At 39.7% G+C, this 21,739-nt stretch carries 20 protein-coding genes; 1 reads left to right on the forward strand and 19 read right to left on the reverse strand.

From position 1 onward, the window contains the following. Window positions 1–2 precede the first annotated feature (2 nt). From hisF to hisG, 17 genes are all read right to left on the reverse strand, one after another. Window positions 3–761 carry an imidazole glycerol phosphate synthase subunit HisF gene (hisF, locus tag F777_RS0110405; protein WP_026751985.1) on the reverse strand — a complete coding sequence of 253 codons (759 nt, stop codon included), beginning with the start codon at window positions 759–761 and terminating at the stop codon, window positions 3–5. Then, the gene (gene hisA, locus F777_RS0110410; RefSeq protein WP_026751986.1) at window positions 755–1,462 is read right to left on the reverse strand and encodes a 1-(5-phosphoribosyl)-5-[(5-phosphoribosylamino)methylideneamino]imidazole-4-carboxamide isomerase; all 708 of its coding nucleotides are present in this window, start codon (window positions 1,460–1,462) and stop codon (window positions 755–757) included. The genes hisF and hisA overlap by 7 nt, the downstream gene beginning before the upstream one ends. 2 nt (window positions 1,463–1,464) lie before the next feature. Further along, a complete protein-coding gene (gene hisH, locus F777_RS0110415; protein WP_026751987.1) occupies window positions 1,465–2,055 on the reverse strand; it encodes an imidazole glycerol phosphate synthase subunit HisH in 591 nt (196 codons plus the stop codon). 3 nt (window positions 2,056–2,058) lie between these two features. Beyond that, window positions 2,059–2,844, reverse strand: coding sequence for a tryptophan synthase subunit alpha (trpA, locus tag F777_RS0110420; protein ID WP_037369371.1), 786 nt, complete (start codon window positions 2,842–2,844; stop codon window positions 2,059–2,061). A 9-nt stretch (window positions 2,845–2,853) separates the two neighbouring features. Beyond that, window positions 2,854–4,053 carry a tryptophan synthase subunit beta gene (gene trpB / locus F777_RS0110425; RefSeq protein WP_037370138.1) on the reverse strand — a complete coding sequence of 400 codons (1,200 nt, stop codon included), beginning with the start codon at window positions 4,051–4,053 and terminating at the stop codon, window positions 2,854–2,856. Between the two features lie 2 nt (window positions 4,054–4,055). Beyond that, the gene (locus F777_RS0110430) at window positions 4,056–4,568 is read right to left on the reverse strand and encodes a hypothetical protein (protein WP_026751990.1); all 513 of its coding nucleotides are present in this window, start codon (window positions 4,566–4,568) and stop codon (window positions 4,056–4,058) included. Next, window positions 4,565–5,206 carry a phosphoribosylanthranilate isomerase gene (locus F777_RS0110435; protein ID WP_026751991.1) on the reverse strand — a complete coding sequence of 214 codons (642 nt, stop codon included), beginning with the start codon at window positions 5,204–5,206 and terminating at the stop codon, window positions 4,565–4,567. Before F777_RS0110435 ends, F777_RS0110430 begins: the two co-directional genes overlap by 4 nt. Continuing rightward, window positions 5,196–5,993 carry an indole-3-glycerol phosphate synthase TrpC gene (trpC, locus tag F777_RS0110440; RefSeq protein WP_026751992.1) on the reverse strand — a complete coding sequence of 266 codons (798 nt, stop codon included), beginning with the start codon at window positions 5,991–5,993 and terminating at the stop codon, window positions 5,196–5,198. The genes F777_RS0110435 and trpC overlap by 11 nt, the downstream gene beginning before the upstream one ends. A gap of 16 nt (window positions 5,994–6,009) precedes the next feature. Then, window positions 6,010–7,002 carry an anthranilate phosphoribosyltransferase gene (trpD, locus tag F777_RS0110445; protein WP_026751993.1) on the reverse strand — a complete coding sequence of 331 codons (993 nt, stop codon included), beginning with the start codon at window positions 7,000–7,002 and terminating at the stop codon, window positions 6,010–6,012. A gap of 1 nt (window position 7,003) precedes the next feature. Beyond that, complete coding sequence (locus F777_RS0110450; RefSeq protein ID WP_026751994.1) at window positions 7,004–7,585, reverse strand: anthranilate synthase component II; 582 nt, start codon at window positions 7,583–7,585, stop codon at window positions 7,004–7,006. 9 nt (window positions 7,586–7,594) lie between these two features. Further along, window positions 7,595–9,007 (reverse strand): anthranilate synthase component I family protein, encoded by a 1,413-nt coding sequence (locus F777_RS0110455; RefSeq protein ID WP_026751995.1) that lies wholly within the window; start codon window positions 9,005–9,007, stop codon window positions 7,595–7,597. Between the two features lie 174 nt (window positions 9,008–9,181). Beyond that, window positions 9,182–10,312: a bifunctional histidinol-phosphatase/imidazoleglycerol-phosphate dehydratase HisB gene (gene hisB, locus F777_RS0110460; RefSeq protein WP_026751996.1), complete on the reverse strand. Its 1,131-nt coding sequence runs from the start codon at window positions 10,310–10,312 to the stop codon at window positions 9,182–9,184. 1 nt (window position 10,313) lies between these two features. Continuing rightward, entirely contained in the window at window positions 10,314–10,769 is a 456-nt protein-coding gene (locus F777_RS0110465) for a c-type cytochrome (protein WP_026751997.1), read from the reverse strand. A 5-nt stretch (window positions 10,770–10,774) separates the two neighbouring features. Next, entirely contained in the window at window positions 10,775–12,019 is a 1,245-nt protein-coding gene (locus F777_RS0110470) for a PQQ-dependent sugar dehydrogenase (RefSeq protein ID WP_026751998.1), read from the reverse strand. A 26-nt stretch (window positions 12,020–12,045) separates the two neighbouring features. Beyond that, window positions 12,046–13,104 carry a histidinol-phosphate transaminase gene (gene hisC, locus F777_RS0110475; protein ID WP_026751999.1) on the reverse strand — a complete coding sequence of 353 codons (1,059 nt, stop codon included), beginning with the start codon at window positions 13,102–13,104 and terminating at the stop codon, window positions 12,046–12,048. Between the two features lie 7 nt (window positions 13,105–13,111). Further along, window positions 13,112–14,386 carry a histidinol dehydrogenase gene (gene hisD, locus F777_RS0110480; RefSeq protein ID WP_026752000.1) on the reverse strand — a complete coding sequence of 425 codons (1,275 nt, stop codon included), beginning with the start codon at window positions 14,384–14,386 and terminating at the stop codon, window positions 13,112–13,114. A gap of 2 nt (window positions 14,387–14,388) precedes the next feature. Beyond that, window positions 14,389–15,264 carry an ATP phosphoribosyltransferase gene (gene hisG / locus F777_RS0110485; RefSeq protein ID WP_037370141.1) on the reverse strand — a complete coding sequence of 292 codons (876 nt, stop codon included), beginning with the start codon at window positions 15,262–15,264 and terminating at the stop codon, window positions 14,389–14,391. Window positions 15,265–15,529: 265 nt separating this feature from the next. Here hisG and F777_RS0110495 point away from each other — a divergent pair, with 265 nt between their 5' ends. Next, window positions 15,530–17,947, forward strand: coding sequence for a S9 family peptidase (locus tag F777_RS0110495; RefSeq protein ID WP_201767601.1), 2,418 nt, complete (start codon window positions 15,530–15,532; stop codon window positions 17,945–17,947). 47 nt (window positions 17,948–17,994) lie between these two features. Here the strand turns inward: F777_RS0110495 and F777_RS0110500 are convergent, their stop codons facing one another. Continuing rightward, the gene (locus F777_RS0110500) at window positions 17,995–18,822 is read right to left on the reverse strand and encodes a CHASE domain-containing protein (RefSeq protein WP_026752003.1); all 828 of its coding nucleotides are present in this window, start codon (window positions 18,820–18,822) and stop codon (window positions 17,995–17,997) included. Between the two features lie 33 nt (window positions 18,823–18,855). After that, window positions 18,856–21,705 carry an alpha/beta hydrolase family protein gene (locus F777_RS0110505; RefSeq protein ID WP_026752004.1) on the reverse strand — a complete coding sequence of 950 codons (2,850 nt, stop codon included), beginning with the start codon at window positions 21,703–21,705 and terminating at the stop codon, window positions 18,856–18,858. Between the last annotated feature and the right edge of the window lie 34 nt (window positions 21,706–21,739).

The following is a 21,739-nucleotide window of genomic DNA, read 5'->3' on the forward strand; positions in this document are numbered from 1 at the left end:
ATTTATAAACGAACAGGAATTTGCTGTTCAGACAAATATTCTTTTAACTCAGGTACAGTTAATTCTTTAAAATGAAAGATGCTGGCTGCAAGTGCGGCATCTGCATGTGCTTCCTGAAATACTGCAGCAAAGTCTTCTTTATTTCCAGCACCACCAGATGCAATGATGGGGACAGGCAATGAAACTGACAATTGTTTTGTTATATCCAACGCAAACCCTTTTTTGGTTCCATCATTGTTCATGGAAGTAAGTAATATTTCACCGGCCCCTCTATCGACTGCCTCTCTGGCCCAATCAAAACACAATGTATTGGTTTTTACTTTTCCGCCATTCAGGTATACATACCAGTTACCATCCTCCTCCTGTTTGGTATCAATGGCCAATACTACACACTGACTGCCAAAAGCCAATGCAAGTTCATTAATCAGGTCAGGCTTTTTAAAAGCAGCTGTATTCACGGATATTTTATCGGCACCGTTTTTCAACAAGACCTGAACATCTTCAACTGAATTAATTCCTCCGCCAACAGTAAAGGGAATATTAATATGATGGGCAATTTTATTTACCAGATTGCTCAGTGTTTTTCTTTTTTCATTTGTTGCGGTAATATCTAAAAAAACCAATTCATCAGCCCCTTCTTTGGCATAAATAGAAGCCAGTTCAACAGGATCCCCTGCATCTCGTATCTGTTCGAAATTGATCCCTTTAACCGTTCTGCCGTCTTTGATATCCAGACAGGGTATAATTCTTTTTGTTAGCACAATTCTTCTATTTTAATTCTTCCTTCATAAATGGCTTTCCCTACAATCACCCCTTTGCATCCAATCTCTCTTAAAGCAAAAATATCATCCATGGAACTGACCCCACCGCTGGCAATAAAATGCAACTGCGGAAAATGCCGAATAATTTTGGTATACAATTCCAAAGAAGGACCTTCCAGTTTTCCGTCTTTACTAATATCCGTACAAAACAATTGAGTAATTCCTTTTTGAATATATTTTTCAATAAACTGAATGATGGTTTCTTCAGATACCTGCAACCAGCCTCCTATAGCAATAAACTCTCCCTTTACATCAGCTCCCAGTAAAAATTTGTCAGCTCCGTAATATTGTATCCAGGAGGCAAACAAATCAGGATCTTTTACAGCCAGACTCCCGATGGTTGCCAGGCTGGCCCCGGATTCATACACCAGTTTCAGATCGTCTTCGGTTTTAATCCCCCCGCCAAAATCAATCACTAGTGATGTATAGGTGGCAATGGATTCCAAAACTTTCCAATTGGTTACCTTTCCTGCCTTGGCACCATCCAGATCTACCAGGTGCAATCTTTTAATTCCGGCATCCGCAAATGATTTTGCTACTTCCAGCGGATTGTCATTGTAAATGGTTTTTTGCGAATAATCGCCTTCGGTTAACCTGACACATTTTCCATCAATAATATCAATAGCGGGTATAATTTCCATTTTTATAAAGCAATAAAATTTTTTAAAATCTGTTCGCCGGCTTCTGCGCTCTTTTCCGGGTGAAACTGTACTCCGAAAAAATTATTTCGATGCAATGCAGCGCTATAGCCGATTCCATAATGGGTAGTTGCGATTGTATGTTCTCCTAACGAAGCATAAAAGCTGTGTACATAATAGCAGTAGGATGATTCTTTAATACCAATGAATAAAGGGCTTTTTAAATGTTCAATCGTATTCCAGCCAATCTGAGGAATCTTATTGACTCCGTTAACCGGGGTAAATCTGCTTATTTTTTCATCGAATATTCCAAGACAATCTGTGTTGTTCTCTTCACTATGTTTGCACATTAACTGCATGCCAAGACATATTCCAAGTACTGGTTGTTTCAAGTTTATAATTACCCGATCCAGACTCCTCTGCTTCAGGTAATTCATAGCGGTACTAGCTTCTCCTACACCCGGAAAAATTACTTTGTCTGCCTGAATAATTTGTTCAGGGTCATCTGTAACATCTGCCGAACAACCAATCCTTTCTAATGCATAAAGAACAGATTGTATGTTTCCGGCATTGTATTGTATAATTACTGTTTTCACTTATTACAATTTAGGTCTAATTCCACTTATAAACAGAGTTGTTGCCTCATCAATATCAGCAGCTTCACTCAATATTTTAATATAAGCAGATCCAATGATAGCACCATGCGAATATTGAGTTACCGCTTCAAAACTTTGCCGGTCTTTAATTCCAAATCCCACCATCACAGGATTATTTAATTGATAAGATGCCAACCTTCTAAGATATCCATTCACTTTATCAAAATCAGTATCTCCTCCGGTAGTTGCAGAAGCACTTACTGCATACAAAAAACCAGAACTTAAGTTATCTAGTTTCCTAACCCTCTCTTCTGTTGTTTCCGGTGTAACCAGAAAAATAAAATTCAATCCATACTTCTTAATGATTGCTCCATATGAATTTTCAAATTCAAAAGCTGGTAAATCCGGTAAAATCAAACCATCTATTCCTGCATTAGCCGCATCCGCACAAAACCGTTCAAAACCATATTGAAGAATCGGATTCATATATCCCATTAATACAATGCCGGTTTCTTGTAAATGGGAATTTTTTCTGCAATGCTCAATTTGGCTGAATAACTTGGTTATAGTCATACCATTGTTAATGGCTTTGTTGCTGCTTTCCTGTATGGTGGGCCCATCCGCAAGGGGATCGCTGTAGGGCATACCCAACTCAATAATTTCTACCCCATTTTTAGCAAGCGCTTCCATTACAGTCAATGTACTATCCAGAGAAGGATACCCTGCTGTAAAATAAACATTCAGCACAGGCTTTTTTTTCTTTTGAAATATATTTTCTAGTCTGCTCATTATCCAGTTTTATAAATTCATTTTTCCGCTATTCATATAAGTAGCCAAATCCTTATCCCCTCTTCCACTTAAGCAAATTACAACACGATCTGTTGGCTTCAAATTCAGTTGCCCCAGTACTGAAAAAGCATGGGAAGTTTCCAACGCAGGTATAATTCCTTCTGTTTTGCTTACATGAAATGCTGCATCCAGCGCTTCTTCATCCGTTGCACTCAGAAAAACACCTCTCCCCGATTGAAATAAATGAGCATGCATAGGCCCGATTCCAGGATAATCCAAACCTGCAGAAATACTATGCGGCTCAACAACCTGACCATCTTCAGTTTGCATCAGCAGGCTTTTACTGCCATGTAAAATTCCTACAGAACCCAACTGTGTGGTAGCAGCACTCATTCCACTTGAAACGCCCTTTCCCGCTGCTTCTACAGCAACCAGTTTTACAGATGGCTCATTTAAAAAATGATAAAAAGCTCCTGCCGCGTTACTACCACCACCTACACAGGCAATTACATGGGTAGGAAGCGCTGATCCGGTTTGCTCTAATAATTGAGCTTTCATCTCTTTACTTATTACACTTTGAAAACGGGCTACCATATCCGGATAAGGATGCGGCCCTACAACGCTTCCAATAATATAATGGGTATTTTCCGGATGATTAATCCAGTCTCTGATGGCTTCATTGGTTGCGTCTTTAAGGGTCTTACTTCCGCTAGTGGCCGGAACCACTTTAGCTCCCAGCATTTTCATTCTGGCTACATTGGGTGCCTGACGCTCAATGTCTTTTTCTCCCATATAAACAATACACTCAAGACCTTTTAAAGCACATACTGTTGCAGTAGCCACTCCATGCTGACCTGCTCCCGTCTCTGCAATAATTCGGGTTTTACCTAATTGTATTGCCAGCAAAATCTGACCAATGGTATTATTGATTTTATGTGCCCCTGTATGACAAAGATCTTCTCGTTTTAAGTAAATCTGAGTTTGGTATTCCTCACTCAGTCGTTCAGCCTTAAATAAAGGGGTGGGCCGGCCTACATATTCCTTTAGCAGATGAGCAAACTCTGCCTGGAAATCGGGTTCCTGCATAATCTGAAGATACTTTTCCCTGAGTTCCGTTACATTACGCTGCAACATTTCAGGAATATATGCCCCACCAAACTCTCCGTAATAACCCTGCAAATCGGGTGACTGATAATCATTCCTCACCATATTCATTTTGAAAAATTTAATTGTAACGCAATCAGACCTTTACTGGGGTCCATTCTGGATATTTTCCCGCCATAATTATAATATATCTTATACACCCCAATCTGGTCAATGGTTTTATTGGCATTATACAATATGGAAATATTGCCCACAGATGATATAAAATTTTGATAATTATACCTGAAAACCAGATCACCGATTTTATCTATTCGTCCTGTGTGATCATACTGAATTACTAAGTTCCCTATTTGGCTTAACCAACCTTCATAGTTAAATTGAATGCCAAGACTTCCTGCTTGTTGTGGCTGGAAATTATTATTGTATAGCACTTCTCCTGAAGCATCTGTTTCAACAGAAATAATTTTACCCTGATCATCCAGGTAAATAAGCGTATTACCTGAGCTTACTTTGTACTGAGCCTTTCCACTCACATTCATAAGAATATTACTTAATTGCTGGGCAGAAAGATTACTGCACAAGAAAAAACCCAGCAAAGCTATCAGCCCCCCTTTTCTCATAATTGTTTCAATTGCTTTATAAATGGTTTTACCAATTCCATATTCTTTATTCCCGGACTAAATTCAAATTTACTATTCACGTCAATTGCAAATAGGTCTTTCGCAACAGGATCTGATTTAAATGATTGTAATGCCTGTATATCATCAGGCCCAATACCTCCGCTTAAAAAGAATGGCTTATTAATATTCAGAGAAAATAAAATATCCCAGTTGAACCTTTTTCCTGTACCACCATATTCTGAACCGGCTGTATCAAATAAAAACATATCTACTATATCCTGGTAGTCCTTGATTTTCCATAAAACATCATCATCATCTCTGAGTCTGAATGCTTTAATAACAGAAATGTAGTCGGCAATTTTTTCGCAATATCGGGGAGTTTCATCTCCGTGTAACTGTGCCAGATACAAACCACATTCATCTACCAGCGTTAATAGTTGGTCTGGCTCTTCATTCACGAATACTCCGACTTTATTGATCATTGCACCTTTTGCCTTTTTTAACTCGAATCTGGAACATGTTTTTAAAACATACCTGGGAGATTTGGGATAAAAAATGAATCCGGCGAATTCTACGCCCATTTGATCCAATTCCATCATTTGCTGAATACTGTTTAATCCACAGACTTTAGCCCGCATTTTGTTTTTCTTTTAGGTTTTTAACAAAATTGGCAAAAGCAATTCCGGGACTCGCTTCACGCATAAAACGTTCCCCAATTAAAAATCCGGAGAACCCGGCTTTTTGTAAAGTTACAATTGTATCCGGATGATCTATCCCACTTTCTGCAATGGCAGGCATTTCTTTTGGAATCTTCTTAATCAACGCTAGGGAATGATCCAGACTGACTTCAAAACTTTTCAGGTTCCTGTTATTGACGCCTACAAAATCAACTTCCGGGTAGATATGACCCAATTCATCCGATCCATGTATCTCTAATAATACCTCCAATCCTAATTGGTGCGCCAAAACAGCCATTCTCCTAACTTCACCTGGGGTTAAACAGGCAGCGATCAGTAAAATCACAGACGCCCCATGGGCTTTTGCTTCATAAATCTGATAATCATTAATCATGAAATCCTTGCGCAAAACAGGAATGGTCAATTGAACCGCATTTGAAAGATCGTTCAGGTGACCCCCAAAAAACAATTCATCCGTTAAAACAGAAACAGCTGCCGCTCCATGTTCAGCGTAGGCACTTGTAACTTCTTCAACTGTAGAAATTGCATTAATAATCCCCTTACTGGGCGACTTTCTTTTGTATTCAGCTATAATGCCCGTTTTATTTTTATTCTCTAAAGTAGCCCTGAGCGAAATACATGGTCTGGAAAAATAAGCGGACTGCTCCAATACACTTATTGGTGTTGCTGCTTTTCTCTGCGCAACTTCACGAATTTTTTGTTCAACGATTGTATCCAGAATGGTCATAAATAAAAGTATTTGACTATTGCATTTGAATCAGGTTAGTAAAACTTTGATAGGCTGCTCCTGATTCCAGGCTATTAACAGCTGCCTGATACGCAGCATCATAATTGGCGTATTTGCCGGTACTGTTTAATGCCATGGCAGCATTTGCCAACACCACAGCATTCTGAGACCAGCTTCCCTCTCCCTTTAAAACACGCAGGAAAATGGCGGCTGATTCTTCAACCGTATTTCCACCGTAAATGGCTTCGGGCAGTACAATTTTTTTACCGAGGTCAATAGGAGAATACACCGCTTCCCCATTTTTGGTAATCACTTTAGTTTCGCTGGTTAAGGAAATTTCATCGTAGCCATCCAGGCTATGAATAATGGTAAACGACTTACCAGTTGGCTGCAGTAAATAATTGTAGATTCGTGCCATTTCCAGATTGTACACTCCTACCAGCTGATAATCCGGATTGGCTGGATTAACCATGGGTCCAAGCATATTAAAAAAAGTTCTGACCCCAAGCTGTTTACGAATGGGCCCTACCACTTTTAAAGCAGGATGAAAAAGTGGAGCATGCATAAAACAAATTCCAGCTTCATCAATTTCTCTTTTTAATAAATCGGCAGTCTGCTTAAAGCGGTATCCCAAGGCTTCCATCACATTAGATGCCCCGCTAATGGTAGAAGCTCCATAATTCCCGTGTTTTGCAACTTTTTGTCCGGCACCTGCTACAACAAAACAAGCAAGTGTTGAAATATTAAAAGAGTTTTTCCCATCTCCTCCTGTACCAACAATGTCAACCAAGTCGTTTGTACCTAAATCTGTCTTAACACATAAATGTAATAATGCATCTCTGAAGCCGCTTAACTCGTCAATGGTGATGCTTCTCATTAAATAGACAGTAATGAAAGAGGCTATTTCCGAATCGTTATATTGGCCGTTTGCCATATTAACCAATACTTCAAAAGCCTTTTCTCTGCTCAACGATTTATACTCAAACAAGTATTGCAATATTTTTTTCATCTTACTTTTTTAACCAGTTTTTCATAATAATTTCTCCCTTTGGTGTCAAGATGCTCTCCGGGTGAAACTGAACTCCCTCAATATCAAACTTACTATGCATCAGCCCCATGATTAATCCACTTTCATCTTTAGCTGTAACCATAAGTTCTGCAGGTAAATCATCGGAGGAAACAGCCCAACTATGATAGCGACCCACTTCAACTTCATTACCCAATCCTCTGTATAAAGGTGAAAATTGTCCATTTCCCAACAGTTGAGGAAACACCGGTGTAGCAATACCATGATATACCTTAGGTAGATTAATTAAGGTAGCTCCAAAAACTTCACCAATTGCCTGATGTCCCAGGCATACACCTAGTATACATTTACTGGAAGCATACTCCTGAATCAGGGGCTTCAATAAACCAGCTTCCGCTGGAATACCCGGGCCGGGCGACAAAACTATTTTATCATAATCGCGTACTTTTTCCAGCTCAATCTGATCATTTCTATAAACATCCGGATATTCACCCGTAATCTTAGCTATCAGATGAACCAAATTGTAGGTGAAGGAATCGTAATTATCAAAAACAAGAATTTTCATAGTATCAAATTAAATAACGGATGAAGCAAGATCAACTGCCTGATGTAAAGCATTTAACTTATTATTTACCTCCTGTAATTCACTCTCCGGAATACTGGCAGCCACCACACCGGCTCCTGCCTGACTGATGAGTTGATTGTTTTTACTTAGAAAAGTTCTGATCATGATGGCATGATTAAAACTGCCATCAAATCCAACAAATCCAATAGCACCTCCATAAAAACTTCGGTCAGTTGGCTCGAGTTCTTTAATAATGTCTATTGCTTTTATTTTGGGGGCTCCACTCAATGTTCCTGCAGGAAAACTTGCTGCAAATATTTCAAATGGATTCTGTCTACCTTTGAAGCTTCCCTCTACTTCACTAACCAGATGAATCACATGACTGTAATAATGAACTTGTCTGTATTGAGCTACTTTAACATCTTCGCATACCCTGCTTAAATCGTTTCTGGCAAGATCTACCAGCATAACATGTTCTGCATTTTCCTTTTGATCTGCAAGTAAAGCAGTCGCAGCCTGTTGATCAGTTGCATCATCACCAGTTCTTTTAAACGTGCCGGCAATGGGATGTACAATTGCTTTGCCATTTTTAATTACCAGTTGCGCTTCAGGTGATGATCCCATGATTTTATAATCTCCGTAATCAAAAAAGAATAAATATGGGGAAGGATTAATACTTCTTAGTGTTCTGTATACATTGAATTCATCACCTGTAAAAGCCTGACTGAAACGCCTGCTTAGTACAATCTGAAAAACATCTCCCCGCATACAATGTTCTATCCCCTTTTTAACGAGCGAGATATAGGCTTCATCTGTCATATTCGACAGTTGTTCCCCTACAACAGCAAAAGGATATACGGGAACATCTTTAATTCGAATCAGCGACTCTACCATTTGCAAATCACCCTCGATACCGGGAATATTATTTTCACAAATAATCAACTCGTCTTTGAAGTGATTAAAGGCAATTACATATTGATAAAGCCTGTAACGAACCAATGGAATCATTGGCGTTTCTATTTTTGAGGCAATGGAAGGTTCAAAAAAATCAATCGCATCAAAACAGTTATATCCAAATAATCCTTGTGCAAACGAATATGCAGCATCTTCCGGAACTGATACCTGAAATGAGTTCATATAGTCCCATAGATGGTCAGCTACTTTCTTTGATTGATTAAGAACTGACTTAACAGGATCGGATCCCGGAAGTTTGTATTCAATGAGATTCTTGGATTTTATTTCAATCCCTCCAATGGCATTTACACAAATAAAGGAGTAACTATTGTCATGTGCATGATGATCGGTGCTCTCCAGCAAAATGGTATCCCTGAAACGATCCCTTAGTCTTAAATAAATACCTACCGGAGTATAAATATCTCCCAACATCTTTTTACCGGTAGTTTTCAATTGTATCTTACTCATAAGAAATAACTTAAAATAAAAAGCCCCAGAAATACATCCGGGGCTCTTACAATATTGTTCAGTACTGGCTATAGCACTACATTCCCCGTTCAGAGTCAGTATGCCACCACCAATGCTTGTTTACTAAAATCATAACACAAATATGAGACTTAAGATGGAAAACACAAAAAATAATTATAACACCCCTTTGGTAGAAGGCAAATAATTACTCAATGGGTCTCTTTTTACGGCCATGCGAATAGCTTTGGCAAATGCCTTGAAAATTGCTTCTATTTTATGGTGCTCATTATCACCCCTACATTCAATATTCAAATTACACTTTGCCCCATCACTAAAGCTTTTGAAAAAATGAAAGAACATTTCAGTGGGCATTTCCCCAATTTTCTCTCTTTTAAACTCAGCATTCCATACCAACCAGTTTCTTCCTCCAAAGTCAATTAACACTTTCGCATCCGCTTCATCCATTGGCAAAGCAAATCCATATCGTTCCATGCCTCGCTTATCGGAAAGTGCTTTTGCAAAAGCTTCACCTAGTGCGATACCCGTATCTTCTATGGTATGGTGTTCATCAATATGTAAATCGCCCTTTGCTTCTAATGTCAGATCAATCTTTCCATGTCTGGCAATCTGGTCCAGCATATGATCAAAAAAACCAAGGCCTGTATGAATATCTGCCCTTCCCGTTCCATCCATATTCAAGTCAATCGATATCCGGGTTTCGTTCGTATTTCTTTCATGGTGCACTTGTCTGAGCCCGGTTTTTAAAAACTGATAAATCGCTTCCCAGGAATCAGTCTCCAGTACAATAACTTCTTTAAATAATTCTTCCTGTTCAGCGCTTATTTCATGTAACCCAGATTTTAAATAAATGGCTTTTGCTCCCAGATTCATTGCCAGCTGAATATCACTCCAGCGATCGCCAATCACAAAGGAATTAGCCAGATCATAATCCGGATTGTTCATTAAGTGTGTAAGCAACGCTGTTCCTGGCTTGCGGGTAGGCTGATTATCGGAGGCAAAGGTTTTATCAATTTTCATCTCATCAAACACAAAACCAACAGAAGCCAATGTTCTGATCATCAGATCGTGATAAGGATAAAACTGAGACTCCGGATAAGAATCGGTTCCCAATCCATCCTGATTGGTCACCATCACTTTATAAAAATCAAATTCGGAAGCAATTCTTGACAGCTGCGTTAAAGCCCCCTTTACAAAACTAGTCTTATTAATACTGTCTATTTGAAAATCAACAGGCGGCTCCTGTAATACCACTCCATCCCTGTCAATAAATAAAATCCTTTTCATATTATTTTTTTGCTCTTTGCTTTTTTACTTCTTCAACAGAAACGGGTCCTGATTTATTTCCAAAACTGTTTCGCACAAAAGTTAACACATCAGCAATTTGCTGATCGGTTAAAAAATCATGGGCAGCCATAGGATTGTTGTATTCTTCTCCATTAATTTCAATTGGGTCAGATAGACCTTTCAGTACTATATCAATAAGTCTTGTTTTGCTTCCGTTTACGTAGACTGTTCCGGACAAGGGCGGATTCAACCTTGGCACACCGTTTCCATCTGCCTGATGACAGGCCTGACAGTATAAATCATATACTTTCTTACCATTGGTCATCTGCAATATACTCAAGCCCTGTTTAACAGAAGAAGTGCTTGCTTTAAACTGCTTACCTGATGGCTTGGTCTGTGCAGAGCCTGAAAAATCAGCCGCAATCAAGCAAAATAATACAAGAATCAGTTTCTTCATAGTGCTTATGGTTTGTAAGAAATTTTCCAGACATAACCGGCTTTATCATCCGATATATAGATTGTACCATCAGGGCCCATTGCCAACCCTGTTGGACGATGCTTGGCTGCAGATAAATTAGTAACCGGACTCATACCAGAGAACCCATCCGCAAAAACCTCCCAGTTACCCGTTGGCATTCCATTTTTCATAGGCACGAATACCACATAAAATCCTTCCTGAGGTTCAGGTGTTCTGTTCCAGCTGCCGTGAAATGCAATAAAAGCACCATGCTTGTACTTTGCCGGAAACTGGTTGCCATTGTACATCAACAATGCATTGGGTGCCATATGCCCCGGGAAGCCAACTAATGGGCTGATGGCATTGGGAGCGCCCTCTTTTTTACCATCCCCGCCATATTCGGGACTCAATATTTTCTTATTCTGGAAATGATCCCAGTAAACAAAGGGCCAGCCACAATCGTCCCCTTTTTTCACACGATAAAAGGTTTCGGATGGCAACTCCGCTCCTTTTTTCTGATCGTACATTTCAGGAAAATACTGAAATAACATATCCCTTCCGTGAATGGTTGCATACAAATCATCTACTTCATGATTCCAGTCAATCCCCAAGGCATTCCGCATACCAGTAGCATATCGAACCCCGTCGGCTAATTTCTGATTTAATTTGGCTGTAGGGAACTGCCAGATGCCGCCAGCCGTTTCAAGAATGGGACAAGGGGTCATTCCTGGAGATCCTTTCTGACGGTCTTTTTCCTGACAAACATTGGAAGGGGCACCGATATTAACATAAATATTTCCTGCTTTGTCAAAAGTGATAGACTTGGATGCATGCTGACGTTGATTCAACAAGCCTTCCACCACTATTTCAGGCTTATCCGGATTCACTATATCCTGATTGGCGTCTAGTTGATAGCGATATACGGTTTCATCAGAAGTAGCATATAAATAACCTTTGTATATTCCAATACCCGTTCCGGTATAATTGCCAAATGCAAGGGTATCTTCCATAATACCGTCTTTGTTTTTATCTCTTAACCGATAAATGCCTTTACCATTTACCAGACGGTCAAGTTTCATGTACAAATCTCCATTCGTGTTTACGGCAATATGTCTTACCCTTCCGAAATTACTGGCTACAATCTGACTGGAAAAACCAGCTGGAAGTTTAATAGGAACTTCGGGCTGTTTTTGTGCACTTACAGATAAAAAAGACAAAAAGCCAAGAATTCCCAATAGATATTTTCTCATAGTGTTCTATAAATTAAGGTGTGAAATTAAGGATTCAACTGATACCAGTCCTGCATAGCTTCTACCAGTAAAGTATTGTCCTGTTCAGAACCAACGGTAATTCGCAGGCAATCATTACAAAGCTGCACATTACTTCTGTCACGCAACACAATACCTTTTGTCAATAAAAATTCATACACTGCCCTTGCTTCTTTTATTTTCACCAATATAAAATTGGCATCAGAAGGGTAAACAGTTTCAACTGTTGGCATAGAAGCAAAAACTTCAGCTAATGCCTCCCGCATATCTACCAGCAATCGAATCATATCATTTATCTGTCCTACTTCTTCTAATGCAGTTAGCACCAGTTCCTGTGTTGCCTGATTGATATTGTATGGCGGCTTTACCCGATTCAATATCTCAATAATAGCAGTAGAGGCAAAAGCCATGCCCAGCCTTAATCCTGCCAAACCCCATGCTTTACTTAATGTTTGCAAAACAACCAGATTGGGATATTCTGTTAGTTCCTGTACGAATGATTTTTGTTTGGAAAAATTAATATAGGCTTCATCCACAATCACCAGCCCTTTAAAATTATTCAGCAAGGTTTCTATATCGAGCCGTTTCAGTGAATTTCCGGTTGGATTATTGGGAGAACAGATCCAGATTAATTTGGTTTGATCGTCAATGGCATCTTCTATTCCGGATAAGTCAAGTTCAAAATTGGGCAATAAAGAAACTTTTTTAACTGCTACATCATTGATATTAGCACTCACTTCGTACATACCATAGGTTGGAGGACAAATGACAATATTGTCTTTGCCGGGATTACAGAAACAACGGTACAACAAATCGATGCATTCATCGCTGCCATTTCCTAGAAAAATATGTTCAGCTGCAATCCCTTTTACCATTGCCAGCTTTTGCTTAATGGCTTTCTGATGCGGATCAGGATATCGATTGTACCATTTTTTCAATGGTGACCCCAGACTATTTTCATTGGCATCCAGGAACACTTTGGCTTCTCCGCTGAACTCGTCCCTTGCAGAGGAATAAGGAGTTAAACGCGCAATATTATCTCTTACCAGTGTATTTACATCAAACATTTTACTTCTATTTAGTTCTGATACTTACGGCTTTGGCATGGGCTGTTAAACCTTCTGCTTCAGCCATTTTTTCTACTGTATTTGCAATGGAAACCAAGCCTTCTCTGGACAATTTTTGAAAAGTAATTTTCTTAACAAAACTATCAACACTAACACCACTGTACATTCTTGCATAAGCATTCGTAGGCAAGGTATGATTGGTGCCGCTGGCATAATCTCCTACGGATTCCGGTGAATAATTTCCAATAAATACCGATCCTGCATTCACAATTTTTTCTGCTATAGCCTCCGCGTTATTGCAGGCAATAATTAAATGTTCTGCAGCATAGGCATTCACCAGTTCAATTGCCTCTTCCATGGTATTCATTAACACAACGCGACTATTGGAAAGTGCTTTGGCTGCCACTTCTTTTCTGGGAAGTTCGGCTAATTGTTTTTCTAATTCAAGATTTACCTGATTGATTATTGCCTCAGAAGTGCTTACCAGTAAAACCTGACTATCAGGCCCGTGTTCTGCCTGACTTAACAGGTCTGCCGCCACAAAAGCAGGAATAGCTGTATCATCTGTCATCACACAAACTTCACTGGGCCCTGCAGGCATATCAATGGCAACCCCATCCATCTGTACCAATTGCTTGGCAGCTGTTACATATTGATTACCGGGTCCGAATATTTTGTAAACAGCCGGAACAGTTTCTGTACCATATGCCATAGCTCCTATAGCCTGCACGCCACCTATTTTGAAAATACTCCGGATACCCACCAATTGGGCAGTAAATAAAATGGCCGGATGCAGCTTTCCAGATTTATCAGGTGGTGAACAAAGTATCACTTCTCTGCAGCCTGCTATGGATGCCGGAATACCCAGCATTAAAATGGTGGAAAACAAGGGAGCAGATCCACCGGGAATATATAATCCGACTTTTTCTATCCCTACTGATTTTCTCCAGCACTGAATCCCGGGCATGGTTTCTATCATTGATTCTGCTTTCAACTGGGGGGAATGAAAATTCCGGATATTGGCAGCGGCTGTCTCTATGGCTTTCTTTAAGCCATTATCCAGCGAATTAAGTGCTTCCTGAATTTCAAGTTCAGAAACTTTAAAATCCGGCAAGTGAACTCCATCAAATTGTTGCGTGTATTGCTGAATCGCAAGGTCTCCCTTCTGTTGTACCTCATTCAACACGGATTTCACTTTAGACATTAAAGTACCACTATCAGACACAGGTCTTACAATGATGGATTCCCATGCAGACTTTTGAGGAAAAGCAATTGTATTCATGTTTACATTATCATTTTTTCAATGGGCACAACCAAAATTCCTTCTGCACCTGCCTCCTTTAATTGTTCAATAATATTCCAGAAATCATTTTCATTTAACACACTATGAACACTGCTCCACCCTTCTGTTGCCAACGGCAATACTGTAGGGCTCTTCATACCAGGCAGCAATGAAATGATATCCTTCAGCCTATCATTGGGGGCATTCAACAAAATGTACTTGTTGTTTTTTGCCTTTTTAACGGACTGAATTCTGAAAATCAGGCGCTCCAGCAACTGAACCTGAGTAGGATTCAATGCGGCCTGTTTAATCAAAACAGCCTGTGATTCAAAAATTACTTCCACTTCCTTTAGTCCATTCATGAAAAGCGTAGAACCGCTGCTGACTAAATCACAGATAGCGTCTGCCAAACCAATTCCGGGAGCAATCTCTACACTTCCACTAATTTCATGTATCTCTGCTGTAACACCCTGACGCTGTAAATAGTTGTTTACAATCACAGGATAACTGGTAGCAATTTTTTTGTCTTGCAAATATTGTGACGAAGGGTAGTCCTGCCCTTTGGGGATTGCAATACTTAATCTGCATTTTCCAAATCCAAGCTTTTCTGCTATTGCAACCTGCTTATTTTTTTCGAAAATGACATTTTCCCCTACAAATCCTATATCGGCTACTCCGTCCTCAACATATTGTGGGATATCATCATCTCTAAGAAAAAACACTTCAAGGGGAAAATTGGTTGCTTCTGCCTTAAGCTTGTTTACGCCATTACTAATGTCGATTCCGCACTCTTTTAACAGTTTCATGGAATCATCATGCAAACGACCACTCTTCTGAATAGCCAATCTCAGCTTGTTACATTCAAAGTTTGCTTTCATATTCATTTTTTAGTCAGTTAATAAAAACAAAAAAGCCTACCAGTAGGTAAGCTTAGTGTTTAATATCATAATACAATACACCGATGCCTACCCATTGGGTTGCATATGATGATGGTGTAAATGTAAATTTTGCTTCATTGTGTTGCAAAACTACATGGCAGATTCGGAAAGACAAAAAATATTTTTAAATGAAGGGGCAGATTGGCAAGCAAGGATATTAATTGCTAATTTGGGGTATTGATTCCCTTATAAACAATACGATTATATGAAAATGAAAAAAACCATCCTTCTGGCACTTATGCTATCAGGATCCAGTTGGTTTCTGAAAGCGCAGGATGCTGTTAGCTATCAGACTCCCCCTAAAGTGATTGCAGATTTACTATTGGCCGCACCCACCCCTGCAATTAGCGTGGATGGCTCCGCTACATGGATGCTTTTATCTGGCAGAAATTCCTACCCTACAGTGGAAGAATTGGGTCAACCTGAAATCAGGGTAGCCGGATTAAGATTAAACCCCAATAATTTTTCTCCCAGCAGACAAAATTTCATCAACAATTTCCAATTAAAACATCTGAAAGAAAACAAGACATATACCATTACTGGTTTACCTGCCAATTTACTGGCAGCTTCTGTAAGTTGGAGCCCCTCAGAGAATAAAATTGCATTTACGCATTCATCAGGATCACAGGTTGATTTATATGTGATTGATGTAGCAACCAAAAAAGCAACCAGAATCAACAAGCGTCCTTTGAATACCGTATTGGGAAATGCTTACACCTGGGTTGATGATAATACTATTCTATACAAGTCAACTGTATCCACTGCGGCGGCAGCTCCTAAAAAACCCATCACTCCGAAAGGTCCAACCATTCAGCAAAATCTTGGCAAAGCGGCCCCCAGCCCTACTTATCAGGATTTAATTAAAAGCCCTTACGATGAACAGTTGTTTCAATTTTATGCCACTTCACAGTTGGTAATGAATAGAAATGGAGTAGAAAGCCTTGCGGGTAAACCTTGTATATTAAGTAGTTTCAGTTTATCCCCGGATAAAAAATACATTTTACAGAAACAGTTGCAGCAACCCTTCTCTTATCTGGTAACTGCCAATGGATTTCCTTCTAAAATGATTATCACAGATCTATCTGGCAATACCGTTAAACTATTGGTTGAACTGCCATCCACAGAAGGCACACCTTCGGGCTACGATAATACCCAGAATGTGCCAAGAGCTTTTGATTGGAGAGATGATGAAGCAGCTACTATTACATGGGCAGAACCATTGGATAGCGGATTTATTAAAAAGCAAGTAGAATTCAGAGATGAGGTATTGGCATTAAGCGCTCCGTTTTCCGGTTCCCCCAAAACTTTGTTTAAAACAAAACTTCGTTATGCAGGAACAACCTGGGGCAATGAAAATATTGCGCTGGTGAATGAAATTTCAAGAAGCAAGCAACTTGGGAGAGTTAGCTTGTACAATTCAAAAAAAGAAAGCCTTGAATTATTATACGAAAGAAACCAAACAGATGCATACGGCAACCCCGGATCACCCGTAACAGCAAAAAACAATTTTGGAAGAAACGTAATTGTTACAGTTGATAACGGAACAAAACTATTACTGAACAATACCACTGGTTCATCCCCCAAAGGCGACCTTCCTTTTTTGGCTAAATTTGATTTAACAACCAAACAAAATGAAATTATATGGAGATGCAATGAAGGTGAATTTGAACAAGTCTCAGAAGTACTGGATGCCAATAATCTGGTATTACTAACCAGAAAAGAGTCACAAAAACAGGTCCCCAACTATTATATCAAAAACCTGAAGCTGAAAATGGCTGACCGGGCTATCACCACATTTACAAATCCATATCCTGCATTGGAAACGGTAACAAAAGAAAAAATAAAATACAAGCGCGCAGATGGTGTAGATTTAACTGGAGATTTGTATTTGCCCAGTGGTTATGATAAGAGCAAAGGGCCATTACCCCTGATTATATGGGCTTATCCAAGAGAGTTTAATTCCGCAGCCGATGCAGCTCAGATCAGAGGCAGTAAAGACCGTTTCACTACTTTAAGCTGGGGCTCTCCTATTTACTATGTTACACAGGGTTATGCTGTTCTGGACAACGCCGAAATGCCGATTGTGGCTACAGGCACAGACAAAAAACCCAATGATAATTTTATTGATCAACTTAAATTAAATGCAGCTGCTGCCATTGAACATTTATCTGGCATGGGCGTTGCCGATAAAAACAGAGTAGCAGTTGGCGGACATAGTTATGGGGCATTTATGACTGCCAATTTACTGGCACATACCAATTGGTTTAAAGCAGGTATTGCCAGAAGTGGAGCTTACAACAGAACGCTTACTCCCTTTGGCTTTCAAAATGAAGACAGAACTTACTGGCAGGCTCCGGATTTATATTACAAAATGAGCCCGTTCAGTTATGCAGATAAAATTAAAACACCTATCCTATTAATACACGGAGAAGCCGATGACAACACAGGAACTTATCCAATCAACAGCGAAAGACTATATGCCGCAATAAAAGGCAATGGCGGAACCGTGAGATTCGTTTACCTACCCTATGAAGCGCATGGATACAGAGGAAAAGAGAATGTATTGCATACACTTTGGGAGCAATTCCAGTGGCTGGAGAAATACGTTAAGAACGCCAAATAAAATTTGATTGTATTCAAAAAAATAGTCCCCTGTCGGGGACTATTTTTTTATATGCGTTTCAGATTGAGTAGCATTGAGTAAAAAACTATAAAGGATATCAAGAAACCCATCAGAGAAAAAGTCCACCCCATTTTTACTGCTCTTGATTTTTTCAGCTTTACCTGTATAATCCAGTCACCAACAGCATTATACATTTCTGCATGAACTCCGGAACTAAAGCTGGTTCGGTCTTCAGCAAAAAGTGTTGTATATCTCTCTCCCTCCTGTTGTTTACTTATCTGATAATAAAACAATTCACTGGTTCCTGATTCACTTAATCCAAGCGCTTTAACAAAATTTTCCTTTCGGATAATAACAGCTGCAAAACCCCATAAAGTGTCCTGTTGAAGAATCGGGTATCTTCCAACAAAACCAATCCCCCCCTGCTTCAATTTTAACGGACCTTCAAAATGAAGCTGATTGGAAGAACTGCTCAACATGGCTTCTCGTATATGTTCAGGATAGGTTTTTAAATTAAACCCTATCACCTGTTCATTTCCTTCAAGCGGATAGGTATGAGTAATTACCATATCCTGCACCAATTGAATAGCGTCAATATTTTTATTTTGACGCAGTAATTTCTGGGCAATCAAATCAAAATGATTGTTCAGCAAATCATGCTCAACCATCGAAGCCATAACACTGGTGATGGAGCTACTGTTTTGAATGGTGGTTTCAATTAAATTACCAATATGGGTAACTTCCTTTTCTACCAGCTGCCTTTCAATGCTCGCCTCTTTCTCATACCACTTCCAGGCTAGTATTTGCGTTACCAATATCATTAACACAAAAACCAGCCAGGAAGTAAACTTGCTATATTTAATTGCAGCATTCATTCTATAACATAGCTTAAGTTAATTTTTTTTCTGTTAATATCCTAAACCCCAATCTCTGCCTTTCATAATTGCAGGAACTCCTTCAGCAATCCATTTGGCAGGTTTTTCTCCTTTTAATAAATAGTCAAAGAATTGCTGCTCTCTTATTTGTATATCTTTTCTGTTTTTTCTTTCCACCAGGTTATGGTCTTCATTATTGTAGTTCAACATCCAAACCTGTTTGCCTAATCTTCTAAGGGCAGTGAACATTTCAATTCCCTGATACCAAGGCACAGCACCATCAGCATCGTTAGCCATTACTACCACAGGCGTTTTTACTTTAGGGAAATGGAAAAGCGGAGAATTTTCAATATACAAATTGGGCTTTTCCCAAAGATTGGCCCCAATTCTACTTTGTGTTTTTTCGTATTGGAACTGTCTGTTCAATCCCGTCCCCCAACGAATTCCTCCATATGCACTGGTCATATTGGCTACCGGCGCTCCGGCCCAAGCTGCCGCATACAAAGGTGTTCTGGTAATCACATGCGCAATCTGGTATCCACCCCAGCTCTGGCCTTGTAAACCCAGTTTGGTACTATCCACATATCCCTTGGCTACAACAGCTCTGGTTCCACTCACAATATAATCGTAGGCACCCTGACCAGGATAACCCGTTTTATACCAGATATCCGGCACGAAAACAATATATCCTCTGCTAACAAAGAAAGGAATATTCAGACGGGATGGTGTGGGTGCTGGTGCACTGTATCCATACAAACCATCACTGCTTCTCTCATAGAAATAAGCAATCATGGGATATTTTTTCTTGGGATCAAAATCTTCGGGTTTATAAATAATGCCTTCAGCCACTTTTCCTGTATATGCTTTCCATGTAAACAATTCAGCAGTACCCCAATTGTATTGGGACTGTTGCGGATTGGGCTGGTGAAGTATAGTTGCAGACTGAACCTCTTTCATTAAACTATTGGCAAGTAAAGAACTTACTGCAATATTGGTAGAGCGTTCAAAAGTTTCCGTACCGAATGAAATGATATCAGCATCTTTTGCTTTGGTAACAGCTGAAATTCTCAATGGCAAAGTTGCAGCAGCTATATCTGAAATCTGAAAAACAGACCCCATTGAATGGGCTTTTAATCCACTGCCTTTGTTTTTACGATTGAACACATTCAACAGTAATTGCTGATCATTTTTAATAAAGCGTTCTTCTCTGTTTAAGTTGATATTCCTGAATACCAGCTGGTTTTTTCTGCCCAACCCATTGGTAATATTAACAGATGCCTTCTTGCCTGCAGGGTCTACCTGCCAGATATCAAACTGATCATAAATTAGCAGAGCCTGATCATTTTCAAGCCAGCCCGCAATTCCATAAGGATTGGGTTCGTCCGGCACATCGTTCTCCACATCATACAAAGGCAGTTTAATATCAGCTGCCAATGCAGTTATCTGTTGATTATCCGATGAATACACACTGTATTTTCTGGCAAGGTCATTATACATAACCAGATATTTTCCAGTGTAGGAAGGGTAAGCGTTTCCTTTTATGTTTTTCTGAATGATTTTTCTGGAACCCGTAACAGGATCAATGGCGTAGATATCCATATAAGCTCCTCCAAGCCACTGAGTGGCAATTCTTTTTCCTTCATCTGCCATGCCATAAAACACAGCCCCATCTCCTTCATGCGTTTGCATCACAGACCTGAATGCAGGTGATCCAATCTGAACAACGGATTTTTTTTCAAAATCAAATCTGGCCAGATACGCTTTATTTAATTCCTGCTGAAGGTTCTTCAGCTGAACAGGTTGTAAATAATCATCATTATAATGCCATACATCCACACTCACTCTTTCAAACTCAGGCGTTAAAGTGTCTTTCACAGGCAATACCGGAGCGGTACCGAAAAACAATCGGTTGCCCGACTTACTAAAACTGATGGCCTGCGCATTTTCACTCACAGTATATTTAGCGGGCATGCCAGCGGTATTTCTATCCACAATAACAGTGGCACTGTCAGCACCATCTTTATGATAGTATAACTTATAAAATTTCTGTAATGATTTGGCGCTGCTGTCTCTTTCTGCAATAAATGCCAGTTGCCCTCCTGATTCATCCATCCGATAGGCTTTGGCATCATTAAAGCCAGCGAGAACAGTTCGGGTTGTCTTGTTAGTCAAATCCAGTTTAACAATAGCGGACTTTACTTTATTATCGTTTGCTTTCTTGGAAGTCTCCATCAGCAGCACATTCCCTTTCTTGCTAAAGAAATATTCGCTTACCAAGGGAAAAACCATGGTATCGCCGGATTGCAGATTCATAACCATCAAATCAGTTCCTTCTTCAACAGGTTCTGCATTATTTCTGGGAGCAGCAGGAGCAGCAGGCCTGGCAGAGCTGTCGCCCTGTGCAGGTTTTGGAGCGGGTGCCACAGGTTTCTTTTCGAACAGAATGGCGACATGAGATGCATTTTCATCAGCAATTTTAAAACTCTTTACACCAGCCATTTTCTGAATACTTCCAGTACTCAAATTCACAATGGCAAGTGAATCTTTCGGCATTTCTTCGGGTCGCTTCTTTTTAATTCTGGCTTCACGTGTTTCTTTAAATGGAGCTTTGATTCTGCAGATCAGAAACTGGCTGTTATCGGAAATATTAGCGTTATACCCCCTGGCTATTTCAGCAACAGTACTACCATCTTTTCGTTTGATATACAACTGTCCGTCACCTTCCTGAGGCACTATGGTAAATGCTACAAAAGCACCGTTATCACTTACAATTCTTTCGGCAATATTTTGCCATCCGTCATAAACGGAATGATCCAGGGGCTTTTTCTGGGCAATACCTGGAATACTCAAAACAAGCAAACCAATAATAGGGAGAAATTTCATGTTGATAGTAATTTTGGATTTTCCGAAGATAATT

It is taken from the genome of Sediminibacterium sp. C3 (genome assembly GCF_000508085.1).
GTDB lineage: Bacteria > Bacteroidota > Bacteroidia > Chitinophagales > Chitinophagaceae > Sediminibacterium.